Source organism: Variovorax sp. TBS-050B (assembly GCF_029893635.1).
GTDB lineage: Bacteria > Pseudomonadota > Gammaproteobacteria > Burkholderiales > Burkholderiaceae_C > Variovorax.
In genome coordinates, this window is record NZ_JARXYR010000002.1 from 4450763 (window position 1) to 4471094 (window position 20332).

Here is a 20332-nt window from a genome sequence, read left to right on the forward strand (position 1 = left end):
TCATTCGGGGCGGTAGCCGAACACGCCGCCATTGGCGGTGACCACGACCACGGTGTTGCCGGCGAGCACCGGCGTGACGGCGATGGCGGAACCATCGGGCGTCACGCGGTTGAGCAGCGAACCGTCCTCGCGCGAGACGAAGTGCAGCGTGCCGGTGCTTTCGCCGATCACGAGCGAGCGGCCGACGGCCAGCGGGCCGGTCAGCACGCGGTTCTTGAAGCGGGTCGACTGCCAGGCGCGCTCGCCGTCGGCGCGGCGCCAGGCGGTGACGCTGCCGTCGGCCTCGGTGCCGTAGACAAAGCCTTCGTCGCCGCTGACGCCCTCGGCGCCCACTGCGGGCTTGCTCCAGAGCAGCTGGCCGCGCAGCGTGTCGACGCAGCCGACGTTGGCGTAGTAGGCGCGTGCGCAGACCGTGTCGCCCACGCGGCTCACGCTGCCCGTCAGGTCGACGAGGCGTTCCACGTCGTTGGTGCCGCGCGGCGCCGCGATCGGCGCTTCCCAGCGCGAGACGCCGTTGCCCGGATTGAGGCCGACCAGCCGGCCGCCGATGCCAGAGACCAGCGTATCGCCGACCGCGATCAGCACGCCCGACTTGCGCAGCACGAGGTTCTCGGCCGTGCGCTGCTGCTGCCAGAGGCGGCGGCCGCTCTGGCCGTCCCAGGCGCTGATGCTGCGGTCGGCGGTCTGCACGAAGACGCGGCGGCCGGCCACGAGCGGCGCGGTGAAGGCCTGCGCCGTGAGACGCTGCTTCCAGAGCACCTTGCCGCCCTCGAGGGCCACGAGTTCGTTGTTGCTGGTGACGACCGCGGTCAGCGAGCCGTCGCTGCCGACACCCGCCGCCAGCGGTGCGCCGGCGTCCGCGCGCCAGGTCTCGCGGCCGGCGCGTGCGTCGATGACGACCACCGTGCCCTTGTCGCCGCCGGCCACCGTGACCGTGTCGCCGCTGACGTCGACCGCCAGCGGGAAGTTGACGGCCGGGATGCGCACGCTCCACGCCTGGCGCACGCCGAAGAGCGAGGGATTCGGCGGCAGTTCGGCCGGCTTGGGCTTGCTGGTGCCCGAGCACGCAGCCAGCACTGCGACCAGAACAAGAGCAGGAGCCACGCGCAGCGCGCGCGACCCGGGCAGGAGACGCTTGAGATTCATGGTGCGGTCAGGAAGTTTTGGAGGCTGCGGGCGTGACCGTGATCACGGGCGCGAGGCTTTTGGGATCGACGCCGGCGGCATTGAGCTTGAATTCGACCAGGCGCCGGTAGTCGGAGGTCGGGCCGAGCCCGGTCCAGGCCTTGCGGTACTCGGCCTGCGCCTCGTCGCGCTTGCCCTGGGCCATGTAGATGTCGCCCTTGCGGTCGGCCACGAGCGGTTCGAACTCCTTCGGCACCTCGCCCGCGAGCTGCTTCAGGGCTTCGTCGTAGGACTTGCTGTCGAGCAGCTCGGCCGCGAGCCGCAGCTTGGCGACCGCCTTGTAGCCCGGGTCGGCGGCGCTCTGGGCCACCCAGCCGAGCGCGGCGCGCGATTCCTCGAGCTTGCCCTTCTCGTACAGCGTCTTGGCGGCCAGCAGGCCGGCCTGCTGCGCGTAGGCGGTGCTCGCGAAGCGTTCCTTCATGTCGCCGAAGACGCGCTGGATGCGCTCGGCATCGCCGGCCTGGGTGCTGCGCTCGAGCTCGTCGTAGAGGGCCGAGGCCTGCGCCGCCTGGCTGCGCTGGTAGTAGAGCCAGCCGTTCCACGCCACGAAGGCGCCGGCCACGAGCAGCACGACCCAGGTGATCAGGGTGCCGTAGGTGTTCCAGAAATGCTTGAGCTGGTCGAGCTGTTCCTGTTCGTCGAGGTCGAGATGGGTTGCCATGCGCTGTCAGGTGTTGGGAGCCGGGGATTGTAGGGTGGCGGCCCAGGCGGCCACGTCGGCCAGCGGGCGGGCCACTTGTTCGCCGCCGCCTTCGCGCAGCGGCTTGACGGTGACTTCGCCGCGCGAGAGCTCGTCCTCTCCGAAGATCAGCGCATAGCGCGCGCCGCTCGCATCGGCCTTCTTGAACTGCGCCTTCATGCTGCCGCCGCCCGCATGCTGCAGCACGCCGACGCCGGCGGCGCGCAGCTGTTCCAGCACCGCCATCACCTGCGGCAGCACGGTGGCCGAGGGCATTACGGCATAGGCCGCGGGGGCTGCCAGGGGCACCGGCAGGCGCAGTTCCTGGATCAGCAGCAGCAGCCGCTCGATGCCGAGGCCGAAGCCGACCGCCGGCGCCGCCTTGCCCCCCATCTGGCCGATGAGGCCGTCATAGCGCCCGCCTCCGCAGACGGTGCCCTGGGAGCCGAGCTGGTCGGTGACCCATTCGAAGACCGTGAGGTTGTAGTAGTCCATGCCGCGCACCAGGCGCGGATTCACGCGGTAGACCAGGCCCGCGGCGTCGAGCACGGCGCGCACCGCATCGAAGTGCGCGCGCGATTCCTCGCCGAGGAAGTCCATCAGCTGCGGCGCCGCCTCGACCACCGGCTGCATGGCCGGGTTCTTGGTGTCGAGGATGCGCAGCGGGTTGCTGTGCAGGCGCCGCTGCGCGTCGGCGTCGAGCAGGTCGGCATGCGCCTCGAGGTGGCGGATCAGCGCCTCGCGGTGCGCCTGGCGCTCGGGCGGCTGGCCGAGGCTGTTGATCTCCAGGCGCACGTGCTCGCCTTCGGCCAGCCCGAGCTCGCGCCACAGCGCACGCAGCATCAGGATCAGCTCGGCGTCCACGTCCGGGCCCGGGAAGCCCAGGGCCTCGACGTCGAGCTGGTGGAACTGGCGGTAGCGGCCCTTCTGCGGTCGCTCGTGCCGGAACATCGGCCCCAGGGTCCACAGGCGCAGCGGGCCGTTGTAGAGCGCGTTGTGCTCGACCATCGCACGCACGATGCCGGCGGTGGCCTCGGGACGCAGCGTGAGCTTGTCGCCGTTCATCGAGTCGGTGAAGGAATACATCTCCTTCTCGACGATGTCTGTGACCTCGCCGAGCCCGCGCACGAACAGCGCCGTCGGCTCGACGACCGGCGTCACGATGTACTGGTAGCCATAGCGCGCCAGCACCTGCCGCACCGTCTGCTCGAACCACGACCAGAGGGCCGAATCGGGCAGCCGGTCGGTGCGCGGCACGCTGGCCGGCAATATGTCGTTCATGCCTTTGACGGCATTGATCTTTTCAGCCATGGGAAGAAGAAGCGGTCAGGCGACGTCGGCAGCCTGGGGCTGGCCGAAGCGCTTTTCGATGTAGTTTTCGACGAGCTGATGGAACTCGTTGGCGATATTGTCGCCGCGCAGCGTGAGGGCCTTTTCGCCGTCGATGAAGACCGGCGCGGCGGGCGCCTCGCCGGTGCCGGGCAGGCTGATGCCGATGTCGGCGTGCTTGCTCTCGCCGGGGCCGTTGACGATGCAGCCCATGACGGCCACCTTCATCGTCTCGACGCCCGGGTATTTCTTGCGCCAGACCGGCATCTGCATGCGCAGGTAGTCGTCGATCTGCTTGGCGAGTTCCTGGAAGGTGGTGCTCGTGGTGCGGCCGCAGCCCGGGCAGGCCGTGACGCTCGGCACGAACACGCGCAGGCCCAGCGCCTGCAGGATCTCCGAAGCGATCACCACCTCCTGCGTGCGCGACTCGCCCGGCTGCGGCGTGAGCGACACGCGGATGGTGTCGCCGATGCCCTCCTGCAGCAGGATCGACAGCGCCGCAGCGGAGGCCACCGTGCCCTTGGTGCCCATGCCGGCTTCGGTCAGGCCCAGGTGCAGCGGATAGTCGCAGCGACGGGCCAGCTCGCGGTAGACCGAGATCAGGTCCTGCACGCCGCTCACCTTGCACGACAGGATGACCTGGTTGCCGGCCATGCCCATCGATTCGGCGAGCTTCGCGGATTCGATGGCGGAGGTGATCAGCGCCTCGTACATGACCTGCTTGGCATCCCAGGGGTCGGCGCGCCGGCTGTTGGCGTCCATCAGGCTCGCAAGCAGCTCCTGGTCGAGGCTGCCCCAGTTCACGCCGATGCGCACCGGCTTGTCCCAGCGCATCGCCGCGTCGATCATCTGGCCGAACTGCCTGTCCTTCTTGTCGCCCTTGCCCACGTTGCCGGGGTTGATGCGGTACTTGCTCAGCGCCTCGGCGCAGGCCGGATAGTCGGTGAGCAGGCGGTGGCCGTTGTAGTGGAAGTCGCCGACCAGCGGCACGTCGATGCCCATGCGGTCGAGCTGCTCGCGGATGTACGGCACCTGCGCCGCCGCCTCGGGCGTGTTGACGGTGATCCGCACCATCTCCGAGCCGGCCTGGGCCAGCTCTTTCACCTGGATGGCGGTGCCGATGGCGTCGACCGTGTCGGTGTTGGTCATCGACTGCACCCGCACCGGTGCGTCGCCGCCCACGGTGACGACGCGCGGGCCCCAGACCACGCGGGCCTGGCGGGAACGGCGCGGACTGGGCGAGGCCACGGCGATGGGTTGCGGGCTGCAGTCGATGGTCATGGCGATGTCACCTCGAAACGCGCCACGCTGCCGCCGCGCGTGAAGGGTTTGAGATCGAAGGGCTTGCCGCGCACCTGCACGTCGACGGCCGAGGCGCGCCCCACCACCACCGACAGCGGCAGCGCACCCGAGAGGCCCACGGTCTCGCCGGCCTGCAGGATGCGCTTCAGCAGGACCTTGCCGCCGGCCTCGGTGACCGTGACCCAGCATTCCTCGCGCGCGACGAAGACCAGCGGCTGGCCGCCGGCTGCCGCGGGCGGCGAAGCGGTGGCGACCGCGGTCGTGCTCGCGCCGGGGACCGGAAGCGCCGCGGGCGGCGTGCCCGGGGACGCAGGCGAGGCGGCGGCCGGAAGCGCCGCTGCCGAAGCGGGTGCCGCGGGCGGCACCGCGGCGTTTTCGACCACGACCGACGAGCCGCCCGGCGCCGCTTCGGGCCCGGAAGTTGCCGACGCGGCATCGGTCCCGTCCCGCGCGGTCCAGCGCGAGACCGAGGCGCCGATCTGGTCGAAGGCCGACTGCGGCAGCCAGAACAGCACGGCCGCGCCCACCAGCAGCAGCCCGACCACCGTGAGCACGGCGCGCGACGGAAGGCCGCTCGCGCGGCCGCTGCTGCTGCTCCAGCGCGGCTGGCCGGAGACCACGCCGCCCTTGAGCGTGCGGTCGGCCTCGGCCAGCGGGGCGCGCTGCGCGCCCGGCAGCTTGGCGAGCACGGGCCCGGGTTCGATGCGCAGCGCCCGGCAGACGCTGCTCGCAAGCGCGCGCGCAAACACCGGATCGGGCAGCGACGCAATGTCGTCCGCCTCGAGCGCGGCCAGCTTCTGCGGCGGCACCTTGAGCGCCGCGGCGACCATTTCGATGTGCAGCCCGTGCGCCTCGCGCGCTTCGCGGAGCAAGTCGCCGGCCGTCTTGTGCGTGATGTCGCCTTCCTCGAGCGGCAGCACCGCCGAGGTGCCGAACTCCGAAACCCGTTCAGTCATTGAAATTCCCGCGCTCGTACGCGATGGCCTCCCTCGATTGCGGGAAGCGCCGTTGCAATTGCCCCGCCAGCTGCGCCATCGCCTCGCGATTGTTGAGCCGCCGTTCGATCTTGATGCCGAGCCACAAGGTCTCGGCGCTGGCCGCGGGACTGTTGTTGACGCGGCGGATGTAGAACTGCGCCCGCGACCATTCCTCGCGCTGCACCAGCAGCGAAGCCAAGTTGAAGCCGACCACCGGGTTGCCGGCGTCGATCTCGTAGGCCTGCATGAGGCTGCGTTCGGCCTCCACGCGCTGGCCGGCGCGCAGTTGGCAGACGCCCTGCGTCATGAGCGTCTTGGAGCGCTCGGTGTAGCCCGGCGCCGCGAGCGCATCGGTGAACTGCTGGACCGCATCGCCGTAGCGCTTCTGCTGGCACAGCAGCCAGCCGTAGTTGTGCCGCGCATTGCCGTCGCGCGGATTGAGCGCGATCGCGCGGCGGAAGCTGTCTTCGGCGAGGCCGGCGTCCTCGAGCCGCATGTAGACGAGGCCGCGCAGGTTGTAGGCGTCGGCATTGTTGGGGTCCACCGCGAGTGCCTGCCTGATCTCGTCGAGCGCGACGTTGGTCTGTCCATGCTCGAAGTAGCCGGCGGCCAGCTCCAGGCGCAGCCGCGCGCGGCGCTGGCGGCTGGCCTCGTCGGATTCGGGTGCGGTCGCGAGCTGGGTGCCCGCCGCCGAACTGGTGTCCGCGAGGCTGGTGGTGGTGGTGCGGGTGCTGACGCAGCCCCCGAGCAGCAGCGCCATGGCGACCCCGGCAAAGCTCGCGGCCAGCAGCCGCGGTGCGTTCACGGGCGTCGTCGGAAAGGCCATGCTCATGGGGTCAGTGCTCCTGGGGTGCGGTCTTGCGAACGGGATGCAGAACGACGGGGCGTTCGGTGGTGGTGGCGCGGCGCTGCGCCATGCGCTCGGCCGCGCGGGTGCGGTCCTTGACGTCGCCGGCGAGCTGTCCGCAGGCGGCATCGATGTCGTCGCCGCGCGTCTTGCGCACGGTGGTCACGAGGCCGGCCTCGCTCAGCGTCCTGGCGAACGCCAGCACGCGCGCCTGCGGCGAGCGCACGAGGCCCGAAGCCGGAAAGGGGTTGAACGGAATCAGGTTGAACTTGCACGAGATGCCGTGCGTGCGGACCAGTTCCACCAGTTGCCGTGCATGCTCGGGCTGGTCGTTCACGCCGTCGAGCATGCAGTATTCGAAGGTGATGAAGTCGCGCGGGGCGTGCGCGAGGTAGCTCTTGCACGCCTCGATCAGCTCGGCGATCGGGTACTTGCGGTTGAGCGGCACCAGGTCGTCGCGCAGCGCATCGTTGGGCGCATGCAGCGACACCGCGAGTGCGACCGGGCAGTCGGCGCCCAGGCGGTCGATCATCGGCACCACGCCGGAGGTCGACACCGTCACGCGACGGCGCGACAGGCCGTAGGCGTTGTCGTCGAGCATGGTGCGCAGCGCCGGCACCAGCGCCGTGTAGTTCTGCAGCGGCTCGCCCATGCCCATCATCACCACGTTGGAGATGATGCGCTCGTCGCGCTTCAGGTGCTTGCGCAGGAAGTGTTCGGCGAACCACAGCTGGGCGACGATCTCGCCCGTGCCGAGGTTGCGGCTGAAGCCCTGGTGCCCCGTGGAGCAGAAGCGGCATCCGACCGCACAGCCGGCCTGGGACGACACGCACAGCGTGCCGCGGTCGTCCTCGGGAATGAAAACGGCTTCGACGGCATTGCCGTCGCCGACGTCGAACAGCCACTTGATCGTGCCGTCCTTGGATTCGTGCTGCGTCAGGACCGGCAGGGCCTCGACGCGCGCGGTGGTGGCGAGCTTCTCGCGCAGCGATTTCGCCAGATCGGTCATCTGGGCGAAGTCGCTGGCGCCACGCTGGTGGATCCAGCGGAACAGCTGCGTGGCGCGGAAACGCTTCTCGCCGAGCTTTTCGCAGAACGCAGCCAGCCCCTCGAGATCGAATTCGAGCAGGTTGGCCGTGGTCATGAAATCAGCCGGGATACGGCTTCAGCGTGCGTAGACGTTGAGGCCGGCGAAGAAGAACGCGACTTCGTTGGCCGCGGTCTCGGGCGCGTCCGAACCGTGCACGGCGTTGGCGTCGATGCTGTCGGCGAAGTCCGCGCGGATGGTGCCGGGGGCGGCCTTCTTGGGGTCGGTGGCGCCCATCAGGTCGCGGTTCTTGGCGATCGCGTTCTCGCCTTCGAGCACTTGCACGAACACGGGGCCGGAGATCATGAATTCCACGAGGTCCTTGAAGAAGGGACGCTCCTTGTGGACCGCATAGAACTGCTCGGCTTCGTTGCGCGACAGATGCACCAGCTTGGCGGCCACGATCTTGAGGCCGGCAGCTTCGAAGCGGGAGACGATCTTGCCGATGACGTTCTTGGCGACGGCGTCGGGCTTGATGATGGAAAGGGTACGTTCGATAGCCATTGAAGTGCTTCCTGAGCTTTGATTTTGAAGTGATTTGTCACAACGGCAACAGCTTTGTTGCGCGTTCGGTCGACAAAGCCTCTGATTTTAACCGGCGCAGCCCCCGGGGTTGGTGAAAACCCCGCGAAAAGGCTGCGCTGGAAAGGCGGCTTTCAGCGCCCGCGGCGGCGGTTTCCGCCCGGGCCGCCGAAGCCGCCGCCCGAGCCACCGCCGGCGCCGCCGCCACGGCGGCCAGGCCCCTGGCGCTGCTCCTTGCGCTGGCGCGAGAAGCTGTCGGCACCGATGTAGCCGAGCGAGGTCTTCATCGGATCGGGCTGGTTCGCACCGCCGGGCGCGCGGTCCTCGCCCTGGCGGCCGCCACGGCCGCTGCCGCGGCGCCCCTGCGGCGCCATGCCGGCGTTGCCGCCGCCACCGCCGCCCCGGCTGCCGCGCCCTGCGCGCGGACCGCGGCCGTCGCCGAGCGGATTCGGAATGTCATCGCGCGGCGGCTGGCCGCCAGCCGCATTGCGGTTGCCACGGCGCTTCTTGTTGCGTCCGTTGCGCCCGCCGCCCGGCCCTTCCTGGCCGCGCTGCGGTTGCTGCTGCGGCGAGCGCGGGGCGCCGCCGGATGCCTGGAACAGCGCGTTGATGTCGCGGTCGTCGAGCTCCATCCAGGCGCCGCGCTTCAGGCCGCGCGGCAGCACCATCGCGCCATAGCGGATGCGGATCAGCCGGCTGACCGCATGGCCCACCGACTCGAACAGGCGGCGCACCTCGCGGTTGCGGCCCTCCGAAATGGTCACGCGGTACCAGCAGTTGGAACCCTCGCCCCCGCCGTCCTCGATGGTGCCGAACTGCGCCATGCCGTCGTCGAGGCGAACGCCTTCGAGCAGCCGCTTCTTCTCCTCGGCGCTGAGCGCGCCGAGCACGCGCACGGCGTACTCGCGCTCGAGGCCGAAGCGCGGGTGCATGAGCTGGTTGGCGAGGTCGCCCGAGCTGCTGAACAGCAGCAGGCCCTCGGTGTTGAGGTCGAGCCGCCCCACGGACTGCCACTTGCCCTGCTGCAGGCGCGGCAGCTTGCGGAACACGGTCGGGCGGTTCTGCGGATCGTCGTGCGTGACGACTTCGCCGACAGGCTTGTGGTAGGCGATGACGCGCGGCGGCGGCGGTGCGATGCGGTAGCGGATCGGCTTGCCGTTGACCTTGACCTGGTCGCCATACTGGATGCGCTGGCCGATGTGGGCCGGCTCGTTGTTGACCGAGATGCGGCCCTGCAGGATCAGCTGCTCCATCTCTAGGCGCGAGCCGAGGCCGGCCTGCGCGAGCACCTTGTGCAGCTTGGGCGAATCGGCCTCGGGCAGCAGCACGCGCTTGAGCGGCGGGACCTCGGGGCTTTCTTCGTCGGCGTCGAACTGGCCCGAGATGACGTCGGCGAAGCGGATCGGCTCGGGCGGCGGTGCGTTGCGCTGCGCGCGCTCGGCGGCGCGGCGCGCGCGGTCGAGGTCGTCCTCTTCCTCGTCGGGCTCTTCGTCCTCGTCATCGTCGTCGTCCTGCGCATCGGCGTCGGCCTGGGCCGCGCGGGCCGGCTGCTGCGCCGCCGGGGGCTCTTCGCGTTGGCTTTCCGGTTCGGCGGAGGCAGGGGCCGCGTCGGCGACGGCGGGCGCCGGCACCGCGGGCTGCGGCTCGAGCGCTTCGGGAACGTCGGCGGTCGCCGCTTCCGCCTCGACGGCCTTCTTGCGGCGGGGCGCGCGCTTCTTCTTGGGCGCTTCGCCCTCCGTCGCGGCGGCTGCGGGTGCGTCGGTCGGCTCGGGCTGGACCGGCACGAGGGCCGCGTCGTCGGTGTCGGAAGGGCCTCATGAGGTTTTTCCGGGAGAAACAGCGTGGGGATCGGTCTCGTCGGACGACGGGACTTCGGATTCGAGCTCGGCGGAAGAATCCGCCGCGGCCATCGGCAGCGCGTCGTCGGCCGCGCCCGCGGCGTCTTCGGCGAACTGGGCAGCGGCGGCCTCCATGGCGATCGCCTCGGCCTCGGGGGCTTCGGCGTCGGGGACTTCGGCGGTTTCGGCGCCAGGTGCCGCGGCTGCTTCGAACTCGGGCTGCGTCATGGCGGTGGCGTCGGCGTCGCCCTCGCCCGGCACATCGATCGGCAGGCCGGGCTGGCTGGCCGAGGCCTGGTCGAGCGCATCGACCAGGGCCGCCTGCTGGGCCGGCGTCTCGATCAGCGGCAGCTGGTCGAGCGACGCAAGGCCGAGGTCGTCGAGGAACTGGCGCGTGGTGGCGTAGAGCGCCGGCCGGCCCACCGTCTCGCGGTGGCCGATCACCTCGACCCAGCCGCGGTCCTCGAGCTGCTTGAGGATCAGCGAATTGATGGTGACGCCGCGGATGTCTTCCATGTCGCCGCGCGTGACCGGCTGGCGGTAGGCAATGATGGCCAGCGTCTCGAGCGCGGCGCGCGTGTAGCGCGGCGGCTTCTCGGGATGCAGGCGGTCTAGGTGGTCGCGCATCTCGGGCCGGCTCTGGAAGCGCCAGCCGCTGCCCACGCTCACCAGCTCCAGGCCGCGCTGCGCCCAGTCTTCCTGCAACTCGAGCAGCAACCCCTTGATGGTGTCCGCGCCCAGCTCGTCGTCGAACAGTACGCGCATGTCGCGCACCGGCAACGGCTGGCTCGAACAGATCAAGGCGGTTTCGAGAATGCGCTTGGCATCCGCCGTATTCATGTTTGCGTTATCCGGGAAAAGGCGTCTGGTGGACGCTGGCTCACAAGGATGAAAGGAGTAGGCGTTGCCGGCACGCGGCGGGTGCAACGCAAGGCCGGCATCGGGTGGCCGGCGCGGCCCTCGGGCCGTCAGGCGCGATTGTAATCCAGCCCCCAGGCCTGCAGCGCATGCGCGAGGTCGGCCGGGGGCGCGGCGCGGAACTCGAGCGGCTCTTGCGTCATGGGGTGTACGAAGGCAAGCCTGAAGGCATGCAGCGCCTGCCGCGCCAGCCCCGCGGCGTTGGCGCCGCCGTAGAGCGCATCGGCCACCAGCGGATGGCCGATCGAGGCCATGTGCACGCGGATCTGATGGGTGCGGCCGGTCTCGAGCGTGCATCGCACGGCACAGCCCTCGGTGTTGCTCGACAGGCATTCGATGAAGGTGCGCGCCGTCTTGCCCGCGTGCCGCTCCAGGTCGACCACGGCCATGCGCAGCCGGTTGCGCGGATCGCGGCCGATGGGCGCGTCGACCTGGCGCGAGGCGGCGCCGGTCCAGGGCTTGTGCGCCAGCGCGAGGTACTGGCGCTTCACCTCGCGCGCGGCGATCAGCGCCACCAGCGCGTCCATCGCGGCGCGCGTGCGCGCGACGATCATCAGGCCGCTGGTATCGCGGTCGAGGCGGTGCACGATGCCCGCGCGCGGCAGCAGCATCGCCTTGGGGTCGAGCGCCAGGAGCCCATTGAGCAGCGTGCCGCTCCAGTGGCCCGGCGCGGGATGCACCACCAGGCCGGCCGGCTTGTCGATGATGCGCAGGTGCTCGTCCTCGTGCAGCGTGACGATGTCCATCGCCTCGGGGCGGAAGGCCTGGCTCTGGGGCGTGGGCCGCAGCTCGATGCGGCCCGACTGGCCGGCGCGCACGGTGGTCGAGGCCTTCTGCAGCACCCGCCCCTGCATCTCCACGGCGCCGGCCTCGATCAGCTGTTGCAGATAGTTGCGTGAGAATTCGGGCACCAGCGCAGCCAGCGCGCGGTCCAGCCGCTGGCCGTGCTCGGCCTGCCCCACCGTGAACGGCCGCAGTTCGCTGGCTTCGACCGGGTCCGCGCCCTCTTCCGCCTCGGCGGCGTCCAGGGGGAGGTCGGAGGGGTCGGTCGATATAATTGAGGGCAACTGTTTCACGAAAGCCGCATGTGATGTTTCGCGCCAAATTATCGGTCCCCGCCTGGATCGCCCTCAGCGCGGCAGCGCTGCTAGCAGCCGGCTGCTCCTCCACCAGCGTCGACAAGACCGCGAACTGGAGCCCCAACCGCATCTACTCGGAAGCCAAGGACGAAGCCAATTCCGGCGCCTACGACAAGGCCGTTCCGCTGTACGAGAAGCTCGAAGGCCGCGCCGCCGGCACGCCGCTCGCGCAGCAGGCCCAGCTCGAGAAAGCCTACGCGCAGTACAAGTCGGGTGAGAAGGCCACCGCGATCGCGACCATCGACCGCTTCATGAAGCTGCACCCGGCCAGTCCGGCGCTCGATTACGCGCTGTACCTCAAGGGCGTGATCAACTTCAACGACGACCTCGGCCTGTTCTCGTTCCTCACGCGCCAGGATCTCTCCGAGCGCGATCAGAAGGCGGCCAAGGAATCGTTCGAGTCCTTCAAGGAACTGGTCACGCGCTTCCCCGAGTCGCGCTATACGCCCGACGCCCGCCAGCGCATGAACTACATCGTGAATTCGCTGGCCCAGTACGAAGTGCACGTGGCGCGCTACTACTACTCGCGCGGCGCCTACCTCGCGGCCATCAACCGCGCGCAGATCGCCCTCGCCGACTACCGCGAAGTGCCGGCCCTCGAAGAAGCCCTGTACATCATCGTGCGCTCCTACGACGCGCTCGGCATGAAGGACCTTCGCGACGACGCCCAGCGCGTGCTGACCACCAACTACCCGCAGAGCCAGTATCTGGCGAACGGCTTCAAGGGCAAGGACGATCCCTGGTGGAAGGTCTGGTGAAACGGTCCGGCATCCGCGCAAGCACAAGGCCCTTCGGGGCCTTTTTCTTTGCCGGACTCAGGCCGGGAGCGATCGCCTGAGTTCGTCGATGGCGGCCTCGAAGTCCGCCTCGCTGTCGAGCCGCCGCATCGGCGGCAGGGCCGCCACGAGCCGCCGCCCGTAGCCCATCGCCACCAGGCGGGTATCGCAGATCGCGAGCACGCCGCAGTCGGTCTCGCGCCGGATCAACCGCCCCGCGCCCTGCTTCAGCGCCACGGCGGCCTCGGGCAGGGAATAGTCGTTGAACGCGCTGCGGCCCTGCGCTTCGAGGCGCTGCGAACGTGCCTCGACCAGCGGGTCGTTGGGCGGCGGGAACGGCAGCTTGTCGATCACCACCAGCTGCAGCGCATCGCCGGGCGCATCGAAGCCTTCCCAGAACGACGCCGAGGCCACCAGCACGCAGCCGGCGCGCCCTGCGTCGGCGCCTTCGCGAAAGCGGTCCATGAGCACGCGCTTGGGCAGTTCGCCCTGCACCAGCACTTCGGGCCGCGGATGCGGATCGAGCCGCTCGAACTGCTGCCTGATCTCGTCGCCGATCGCGCGCAGCGCGCGCAGCGTGGTCGTGAGCACCAGCGTGCGGCCGTTGAGCGCGACCGCGCCGCGCGCCGCCAGCTGGGCGACGCGCGGGCTGTGCGCGGCATCGTTGGGCTTGGGAAAGGCGCGCGGCACGTAGAGACCCGCCTGCGCCGCATAGTCGAAGGGGCTGCGCACCCGCAGCACCGCGGCATCGTGCAGGCCGCAGGGTTCGGTGAACCAGCGCAGCGTGGGTTCGTCGCCGAGCGTGGCGGACGTGAAGACCCAGGCACGGCGGCTTTGCTGCGGCGTGGGGCGGCCGGCCTCCCGGTCATGGTGGTCCTCATCGCCTTCGTCATCGGTACCGCCCTCGCCGCGCTCGATCTTGAGCACGCGCGTGCGCATCGCCTCGGCGATGTCGAGCGGCGACTCGACGAGACGCAGTTGCGTGCCCACGTCGACCCAGCGCACCGAATCGACTTCGCACGGCAGCGCGAAGCGCGCCGTCCGCCGGGCCAGCTGCTGCGCCCGGTCGTGCAGCCGCACGAAGTCGGGCGAGATCTCGCTGACGGTGTCGAGCCCTTCCGCCGCCATTTCGAAGGCATGCTGCAGCGCCTCGAGCGCACCCTGCCAGAGCGCCGGATCGATCCCTTCGGGCGCCGCTCCGAGCCAGCGCAGCTTGGTGCCGGGCCACTGCTTGCCGACCGCAAGGCGCAGTTCGCGCGCGCCGCGCTCGACCGCGGCGACCAGTTGCTGCCAGTCGACCAGCCCGCGCGCATGCTGCAGGCCGGCACCGAGCATGTCGCGCGCGAAATCGAGCGCCTGGCCGCTGCCGAGCTGCGCGCCGAGGAACTGCACGCCGGTCTCGTTGAGCTGGTGCGCCTCGTCGAACACGACGACGCTCACGCTGGGCAGCAGCTCCGCCATGCCGGTCTCGCGCACCGCCAGGTCGGCGAAGAACAGGTGGTGGTTGATGACCACCACGTCGGCCGCGAGCGCCTCGCGCCGGGCCAGGTTCACATGGCAGGGCTTGAACTGCGGGCATTGCGCGCCGAGGCAGTTCTCGCGCGTCGAAGTGATCAGCGGAATGAGCGGCGAGCGCTCGTCGAGCCCCGGCAGCTCGGCGAGGTCGCCGGTGCGGGTGGCCTTGGACCACTGCTCGATCTTGGCCAGGGTGCGCAGGCTGCCGCGCTCGGGCAGCGACGCGTCGTGGCGCGCCATGTCGAGCCGGTGCAGGCAGAGGTAGCTCGCGCGGCCCTTTAGCAGCGCCGTGCGCACGGGCAGCTCGAGCGCCTCCACCAGGCGCGGCAGGTCGCGGCCGAAGAGCTGGTCCTGCAGCGTCTTGGTGGCGGTCGAGAGCAGCACGCGCTCGCCGCTCAGCAAGGCCGGGACCAGGTACGAGAAGGTCTTGCCGACGCCGGTGCCGGCCTCGACCACCAGCATGCCGCCCTCTTCGATGGTGCGGGCCACGGCCAGCGCCATCTCGGTCTGCCCCGAGCGCTCGCGGAACTGCTCGGCGGCGCGCGAGAGCACGCCGCCCGGCGCGAAGGCCTCGCGCACCTTGTCTTCGAGGATCTCGCTCACGCAGGCTCTCTCGGATCGAGCAGGTTCTCGAGCCGCGTGATCTGGTCGCGCAATGCCAGCCGCCGCTTCTTCAGGCGCCGCAGCAGGAGCTCGTCCTGCGGCGAAGACTCGGTCATGCGATCGATGGAGGCATCGAGGTCGGCGTGTTCGATGCGCAGCTCGATCAGTTGGCGGGAAAGGGAGTGGAGATTGGCGTCCAACGGCGGGCGCTGCGCACGTCTTCCGCGCGCAGCTTCATGTTCACTCGATAATACGTCCTGCAACGATTCCACGAGAAGACGAACCGCGCGCCCCCGGCGCGCCGCGCCCATGCCCCAAGGCTTTCGACTCGCCGCCGCCACCGGCCTCCACAAGGGGGACCGCCCCTACCAGCAGGACCAGGTCCTGATGATGAGCCATCCGCGCGTGCCCGGCTGCATGCTGGGCGTGATCGCCGACGGCATGGGTGGGCGCAGCGGCGGACGCAAGGCCTCCGACCAGGTGCTGATGACGGCGCGCCAGCTCTTCACGCGCTACCACCCCGAGCGCGACAGCGCCGCCGCAGTGCTGCGGCAGCTGCTGGAAGACGCGCACACGGTCATCAAGCTCACGGCGCTGTCGAGCGAGCAGGAGCCGCACAGCACGCTCGCGGCCTTCCTGATGAATCCGCGCGGCGACTGCGCATGGATCCACGCCGGCGATTCGCGCATCTACCACTTTCAGAACGGCCGGCTCGTCACGCGCACGCGCGACCATTCGTACGTGCAGGTGCTGGTCGACCGCGGCGAGATCACCGAATCGCAGGCGAACGTGCATCCCAAGGGCAACATCCTGCTCGGGTGCCTCGGCATGACCACGACGCCGCCGCCGGTCGACCCCCACTACATCCCGGCGATGCAGCCCGGCGATCTGCTGATGGCCTGCAGCGACGGCCTCTGGCACTACTTCAGCCACGAGGAACTGGCGAGCGTGCTCCACGCCGAGGCGCCGCGCGATGCGGTGGAGATCCTGGTGGGCGAGGCACGTCGGCGCGCCCGCGGCACCGGCGACAACATCTCGATCGCGGTGCTGAAGGTCGAGACGCTGCCGGAAGCCTGAGCGCCAGCGGCCGGGACGGGTTCAGCGGACCGGCGCCGAGGCCGGCGGTGCGGGCGGCAGCGGCGCGCCGCGCGGCTTGGTGCGCTCGGCGTTCTGCCGCTCGCGGTCGGCCCGGTGCTCGGCTGCGCGGCGCTGCTTGGCTTCGAAGCGCTCGACCGCCGCCGGCGCCGCGGCGCGCTCGCGGGCGGCCTTGGCCTGCTCCTCGGCCTGCGCCTTCTGCTTGGCCTCGAACTGACGGCGGCGCTCCTCGGCCTCGGCCGCGGTGGCGGCACGGCTCGCGGCATGGTCGGCGGCGCGCTGCTCGCGGTCGCGCTGGGCCTTGCGCGCCTCTTCCTGCTGCTGGGGCGTGTCCTGGGTCCGCGGCGTGACCGCCTTGCGGTCGAGCTTCTCGAGCTCGGCCGCGCCGCGCCGCTGGCGCTCGATGTCGTTGATCGCCGCTTCCTGCCGCTTGATGTGGTCGGTTTCGCTGCGGCGGCGCTTGCGGCTGTCGCGCAGGCAGTCCTCGACGGCGAACTTCTGGTAGCAGGCGGCGCGCTCCTTCTCGAAGCGCGCCTCGATCGCCGCACGCTCGGCGGACAGCCGGCTGCGTTCGGTTTCGAAGTCCGCGCTGCCCGCGGCCGCATTGGACTGCGCCCACAGGGGCAGGCTGCCCAGTGCGATTAGCGCGGCGAGAACGGTTTTTTTCATGTCAGTCGGGTGTCGACGATGCGGCGCTCCAGGGAGAGGAACTCGCTCGATTGCATTTCGGTGAGCCGGGAGACCGTGCGCGGAAACTCGTGCGCCAGCGGACCCTCGGTGTACAACGCCTCCGGCGCGACCTCGGCCGACATGATGAGCTTGCAGCGGCGGTCGTACAAGACGTCGACCAGCCAGGTGAAGCGCCGCGCCTCGGACGCCATGCGCACCGGCATGTGCGGCACGTCGGACAGTAGCACGGTGTGGAACTGGCTCGCGATCTCCAGATAGTCGTTCTGCGAGCGCGGACCGCCGCAGAGCGTCTTGAAATCGAACCAGACCACGCCACCGGCCTTGCGGCGGGCGCGGATCTCGCGCTGCTCGATGTGCAGGATCGGGCTCTCGTCCGCCGTCTCGGCCAGCTTCTCGAAGGCCTTGCGCATCTCCTTCTCGGCCGCCGCATCGTTCGGCGTGAGGTACATGCGCAACTGCTCGAGCGTGCGGCGCCGGTAGTCGGTGCCGTTGTCCACGCTGAGCACTTCGAGCTTCTCGTTGAGCAGCGCGATCGCCGGCAGGATGCGGTCGCGGTGCAGCCCGCCGGGGTAGAGATCGTCGGGCTTGAAATTGGAGGTGGTGACGAAGCCCACCCCGTTGTCGAACAGCGACACCAGCAGCCGATGCAGGATCATCGCGTCGGTGATGTCGGCGACGTGGAACTCGTCGAAGCAGATCAGCTTGTAGCGCTTGGAGATCCGCAGCCCCAGCTCGTCGAGCGGGTTGACCGTGCCCTGCAGATCGCGCAGTTCGCGGTGCACCTCGCGCATGAACTCATGGAAGTGCAGCCGCGTCTTGCGCCGCAGCGGCACGGCGTTGAAGAAGAGATCCATCAGGAAGCTCTTCCCGCGCCCCACGCCGCCGTACATGTACACGCCGCGCGGGAGCTCCGGCCGGTTGATGAGCTTCTTCAGCGCATTCGACCGCTGCGCCTTGTAGGTCGCCCACTCGTTCGCGCAGCGATCCAGCGCCTCGACGGCGCGCAGTTGCGCTGGATCGCTCTTGAACCCGCGCGCGGCGAGTTCGCTCTCGTAGGCCTCTTTGACGCTGGTCAACGGATCAGCGCGTCAGAAGTTGAGCGTCCGCTTGTCCACCGCGAGGGCGGCTTCCTTCGTGGCTTCCGACAGCGACGGGTGCGCATGGCAGATGCGCGCGATGTCCTCGGCGCTGGCCTTGAACTCCATCGCGACGACGGCTTCGGAGATCAGTTCGCTCGCCTGCGGTCCCACGATGTGCACGCCGAGGATCTCGTCCGTGGCCGCATCGGCCAGGAACTTGACCATGCCGGTCGTGTCGCCCAGCGCGCGTGCGCGGCCGTTGGCGAGGAACGGGAAGGTGCCGGCCTTGTAAGCGCGGCCCGCGGCCTTGAGCTGCTGCTCGGTCTGGCCGACCCACGCGATCTCGGGGCTGGTGTAGATCACCCACGGGATCGTGTTGAAGTTGACGTGGCCATGCTGGCCGGCGATGCGCTCCGCCACCGCGACGCCCTCTTCCTCGGCCTTGTGCGCGAGCATCGGGCCGCGCACCACGTCGCCAATGGCCCAGACGTTGGGCAGGTTGGTCTTGCACGCGTCGTCCACCGCGATCGCGCCGCGCTCGTCGAGCTTCAGGCCCACCGCTTCGGCGTTCAAGCCGATGGTGTTGGGCACGCGGCCGATCGAGACGATCAGCTTGTCGACCTCGAGCGTCTGCGCCTCGCCCTTGGCGTTGGTCCAGGCCACGCTCACGCCCTTCTTCGACGACTTGATCTCGCCGACCTTGACGCCGAGTTCGATCTTGAGCTTCTGCTTGTCGAAGGCCTTCTTGGCTTCCTTGGCAATCTGCTCGTCGACCGCGCCGAGGAAGGTCGGCAGCGCTTCGAGCACCGTGACTTCGGCACCGAGGCGGCGCCACACTGAACCCATCTCGAGGCCGATGACGCCCGAGCCGATCAGGCCCAGCTTCTTCGGCACCGCGCCGATGCGCAGCGCGCCGTCGTTCGAGAGGATGTTCTCCTCGTCGAAGGGCGCGCCCGGCAGCGCGCGGGCGTTGGAGCCCGTGGCCACGATGATGTGCTTGCCGCTGATCGACTCCTCGGCCGCGCCCGCGACCTTGATCTCGTAGCCGGTCTCGTCGGTCTTCACGAACGAGCCGCGGCCGTGGAAGAACGAGATCTTGTTCTTCTTGAACAGGTACAGGATGCCGTCGTTGTTCTGCTTCACCACCTGGTCCTTGCGGGCCAGCATCTTGTCGATGTCGAGGCCCAGGCCCTCGACCTTGATGCCGTGGTCGGCGAAGTGGTGGCCGGCCTGCTCGAAGTGCTCCGACGACTGCAGGAGCGCCTTCGAGGGAATGCAGCCGACGTTGGTGCAGGTGCCGCCCGGTGCCGGGCCGCCCTTGCCGTTCTTCCATTCGTCGATGCAGGCGACGTTGAAGCCGAGCTGCGCCGCGCGGATCGCGGCGATGTAGCCGCCGGGGCCTCCGCCGATGACGATGACGTCGAATTGTTTGTTGGCCATCTGTTTCGTCTCCGATCAGATGTCGAACAGAAGGCGCGACGGGTCTTCGAGCGCTTCCTTCATCGCGACCAGGCCCAGCACGGCTTCGCGGCCGTCGATGATGCGGTGGTCGTAGCTCATGGCCAGGTAGTTCATCGGACGGACCACGATCTGGCCGTTCTCCACCACCGCGCGGTCCTTGGTGGCGTGCACGCCGAGGATGGCCGACTGGGGCGGGTTGATGATCGGGGTCGAGAGCATCGAGCCGAAGGTGCCGCCGTTCGAGATCGAGAACGTGCCGCCGGTCATCTCCTCGATGCCGAGCTTGCCTTCCTGGGCCTTCTTGCCGTACTCGGCGATCTTCTTCTCGATGTCGGCGAAGCTCATCTGGTCGGCATTGCGCAGGATCGGCACCACCAGGCCGCGCGGCGAACCAACGGCGATGCCGATGTCGAAGTAGCCGTGGTAGAGGATGTCGTTGCCGTCGACCGAGGCGTTGAGCACCGGGTACTTCTTGAGCGCATGCACCGCGGCCTTCACGAAGAAGCTCATGAAGCCGAGCTTCACGCCGTGCTCCTTGGTGAAGCTGTCCTGGAAGCGCTTGCGCAGGTCCATGACGGGCGCCATGTTGACCTCGTTGAAGGTCGTGAGGATCGCGTTGGTGGACTGCGACTGCAGCAGGCGCTCGGCGATGCGCGCGCGCAGGCGGCTCATCGGCACGCGCTGCTCGGGACGCTCGCCGAGGTCCGGCGCGCCGGCCGGTGCCGCGACCTGCGGCAGCGCGGGCTTGGCGGCCGGCGCGGGAATGGCGGCGGCAGCGGGCTTGGCACCCGAAGCCACGGCGCCGAGCACGTCGCCCTTGGTGACCCGGCCGTCCTTGCCGGTGCCGGCCACGTCGCTGGTCTTCAGGTTGTTGTCGGCCAGCAGCTTGGCAGCGGCGGGCATGGCCACGTCGGACTTCGCACCGCCGGTGGCGGCTGCAGCCGCAGCGGGTGCCGGCGCGGCTGCCGGCGCCGGTGCGGCCGCAGCGGGTGCTGCCGCGGGCGCGGCGGCGCCGGCCTTGCCTTCGGTGTCGATCTTCGCGATCACCTGATCGGCCACCACCGTGGCGCCGTCGGGCTGCACGATCTCGGCCAGCACGCCGGCCGACGGCGCGGGCACTTCGAGCACGACCTTGTCGGTCTCGATCTCGATCAGGATTTCATCGACGGCGACGGCTTCGCCGGCCTTCTTCTTCCAGGTCAGCATGGTGGCTTCGGCCACGGATTCGGAAAGCTGGGGGACTTTGACTTCTACGATGGACATTTGGAGTGAGCTCCGCTTTGTTCTTAA

At 69.7% G+C, this 20332-nt stretch carries 19 protein-coding genes; 2 read left to right on the top strand and 17 right to left on the bottom strand.

Annotated features, from left to right (window positions below; all coding sequences use genetic code 11):
- The 11 genes from bamB to M2165_RS23795 all read right to left on the bottom strand — a co-directional run bounded on the left by bamB (nt 1) and on the right by M2165_RS23795 (nt 11712).
- Nucleotides 1-1146, bottom strand: coding sequence for an outer membrane protein assembly factor BamB (gene bamB, locus M2165_RS23745; RefSeq protein WP_280817028.1), 1146 nt, complete (start codon nt 1144-1146; stop codon nt 1-3).
- Between the two features lie 7 nt (nt 1147-1153).
- Entirely contained in the window at nt 1154-1846 is a 693-nt protein-coding gene (locus M2165_RS23750) for a tetratricopeptide repeat protein (RefSeq protein WP_280817029.1), read from the bottom strand.
- Between the two features lie 6 nt (nt 1847-1852).
- Entirely contained in the window at nt 1853-3175 is a 1323-nt protein-coding gene (hisS, locus tag M2165_RS23755; protein WP_280817030.1) for a histidine--tRNA ligase, read from the bottom strand.
- A gap of 15 nt (nt 3176-3190) precedes the next feature.
- Complete coding sequence (ispG, locus tag M2165_RS23760; protein ID WP_280817031.1) at nt 3191-4474, bottom strand: flavodoxin-dependent (E)-4-hydroxy-3-methylbut-2-enyl-diphosphate synthase; 1284 nt, start codon at nt 4472-4474, stop codon at nt 3191-3193.
- Nucleotides 4471-5451 (bottom strand): helix-turn-helix domain-containing protein, encoded by a 981-nt coding sequence (locus M2165_RS23765; protein WP_280817032.1) that lies wholly within the window; start codon nt 5449-5451, stop codon nt 4471-4473. The genes ispG and M2165_RS23765 overlap by 4 nt, the downstream gene beginning before the upstream one ends.
- Nucleotides 5444-6304, bottom strand: a complete 861-nt coding sequence (gene pilW, locus M2165_RS23770) for a type IV pilus biogenesis/stability protein PilW (protein WP_280817033.1) — start codon at nt 6302-6304, stop codon at nt 5444-5446. Before pilW ends, M2165_RS23765 begins: the two co-directional genes overlap by 8 nt.
- Nucleotides 6305-6308: 4 nt before the next feature.
- A complete protein-coding gene (gene rlmN, locus M2165_RS23775) occupies nt 6309-7463 on the bottom strand; it encodes a 23S rRNA (adenine(2503)-C(2))-methyltransferase RlmN (RefSeq protein WP_280817034.1) in 1155 nt (384 codons plus the stop codon).
- A gap of 21 nt (nt 7464-7484) precedes the next feature.
- A complete protein-coding gene (gene ndk, locus M2165_RS23780; RefSeq protein ID WP_280817035.1) occupies nt 7485-7910 on the bottom strand; it encodes a nucleoside-diphosphate kinase in 426 nt (141 codons plus the stop codon).
- 152 nt (nt 7911-8062) lie between these two features.
- Nucleotides 8063-9712 carry a pseudouridine synthase gene (locus tag M2165_RS23785; RefSeq protein ID WP_280817036.1) on the bottom strand — a complete coding sequence of 550 codons (1650 nt, stop codon included), beginning with the start codon at nt 9710-9712 and terminating at the stop codon, nt 8063-8065.
- 30 nt (nt 9713-9742) lie between these two features.
- Nucleotides 9743-10606 carry an SMC-Scp complex subunit ScpB gene (gene scpB, locus M2165_RS23790; RefSeq protein ID WP_280817037.1) on the bottom strand — a complete coding sequence of 288 codons (864 nt, stop codon included), beginning with the start codon at nt 10604-10606 and terminating at the stop codon, nt 9743-9745.
- A gap of 128 nt (nt 10607-10734) precedes the next feature.
- Entirely contained in the window at nt 10735-11712 is a 978-nt protein-coding gene (locus M2165_RS23795) for an RluA family pseudouridine synthase (protein ID WP_280817607.1), read from the bottom strand.
- Between the two features lie 62 nt (nt 11713-11774).
- Here M2165_RS23795 and M2165_RS23800 point away from each other — a divergent pair, with 62 nt between their 5' ends.
- On the top strand, nt 11775-12581 hold the full coding sequence (locus M2165_RS23800; protein ID WP_280817608.1) for an outer membrane protein assembly factor BamD: 807 nt from the start codon (nt 11775-11777) through the stop codon (nt 12579-12581).
- Between the two features lie 57 nt (nt 12582-12638).
- Here M2165_RS23800 and M2165_RS23805 read toward each other — a convergent pair whose 3' ends face one another.
- On the bottom strand, nt 12639-14717 hold the full coding sequence (locus tag M2165_RS23805) for an ATP-dependent DNA helicase (RefSeq protein WP_280817038.1): 2079 nt from the start codon (nt 14715-14717) through the stop codon (nt 12639-12641).
- Entirely contained in the window at nt 14714-14917 is a 204-nt protein-coding gene (locus M2165_RS23810; RefSeq protein ID WP_280817609.1) for a DUF465 domain-containing protein, read from the bottom strand. The genes M2165_RS23805 and M2165_RS23810 overlap by 4 nt, the downstream gene beginning before the upstream one ends.
- 109 nt (nt 14918-15026) lie before the next feature.
- On the opposite strand from M2165_RS23810, the gene M2165_RS23815 reads away from it, so the two are divergent.
- Nucleotides 15027-15794 (top strand): protein phosphatase 2C domain-containing protein, encoded by a 768-nt coding sequence (locus M2165_RS23815; RefSeq protein ID WP_280817039.1) that lies wholly within the window; start codon nt 15027-15029, stop codon nt 15792-15794.
- A 21-nt stretch (nt 15795-15815) separates the two neighbouring features.
- Here the strand turns inward: M2165_RS23815 and M2165_RS23820 are convergent, their stop codons facing one another.
- From M2165_RS23820 to odhB, 4 genes are read right to left on the bottom strand one after another with little or no spacing between them, the layout of a single operon-like run.
- Nucleotides 15816-16481 carry a hypothetical protein gene (locus M2165_RS23820; protein ID WP_280817040.1) on the bottom strand — a complete coding sequence of 222 codons (666 nt, stop codon included), beginning with the start codon at nt 16479-16481 and terminating at the stop codon, nt 15816-15818.
- Nucleotides 16478-17578 carry a cell division protein ZapE gene (zapE, locus tag M2165_RS23825; RefSeq protein ID WP_280817041.1) on the bottom strand — a complete coding sequence of 367 codons (1101 nt, stop codon included), beginning with the start codon at nt 17576-17578 and terminating at the stop codon, nt 16478-16480. Before zapE ends, M2165_RS23820 begins: the two co-directional genes overlap by 4 nt.
- 12 nt (nt 17579-17590) lie before the next feature.
- Nucleotides 17591-19021: a dihydrolipoyl dehydrogenase gene (gene lpdA / locus M2165_RS23830; protein WP_280817042.1), complete on the bottom strand. Its 1431-nt coding sequence runs from the start codon at nt 19019-19021 to the stop codon at nt 17591-17593.
- A gap of 15 nt (nt 19022-19036) precedes the next feature.
- Nucleotides 19037-20305, bottom strand: a complete 1269-nt coding sequence (gene odhB, locus M2165_RS23835) for a 2-oxoglutarate dehydrogenase complex dihydrolipoyllysine-residue succinyltransferase (RefSeq protein WP_280817043.1) — start codon at nt 20303-20305, stop codon at nt 19037-19039.
- Nucleotides 20306-20332 lie beyond the last annotated feature (27 nt).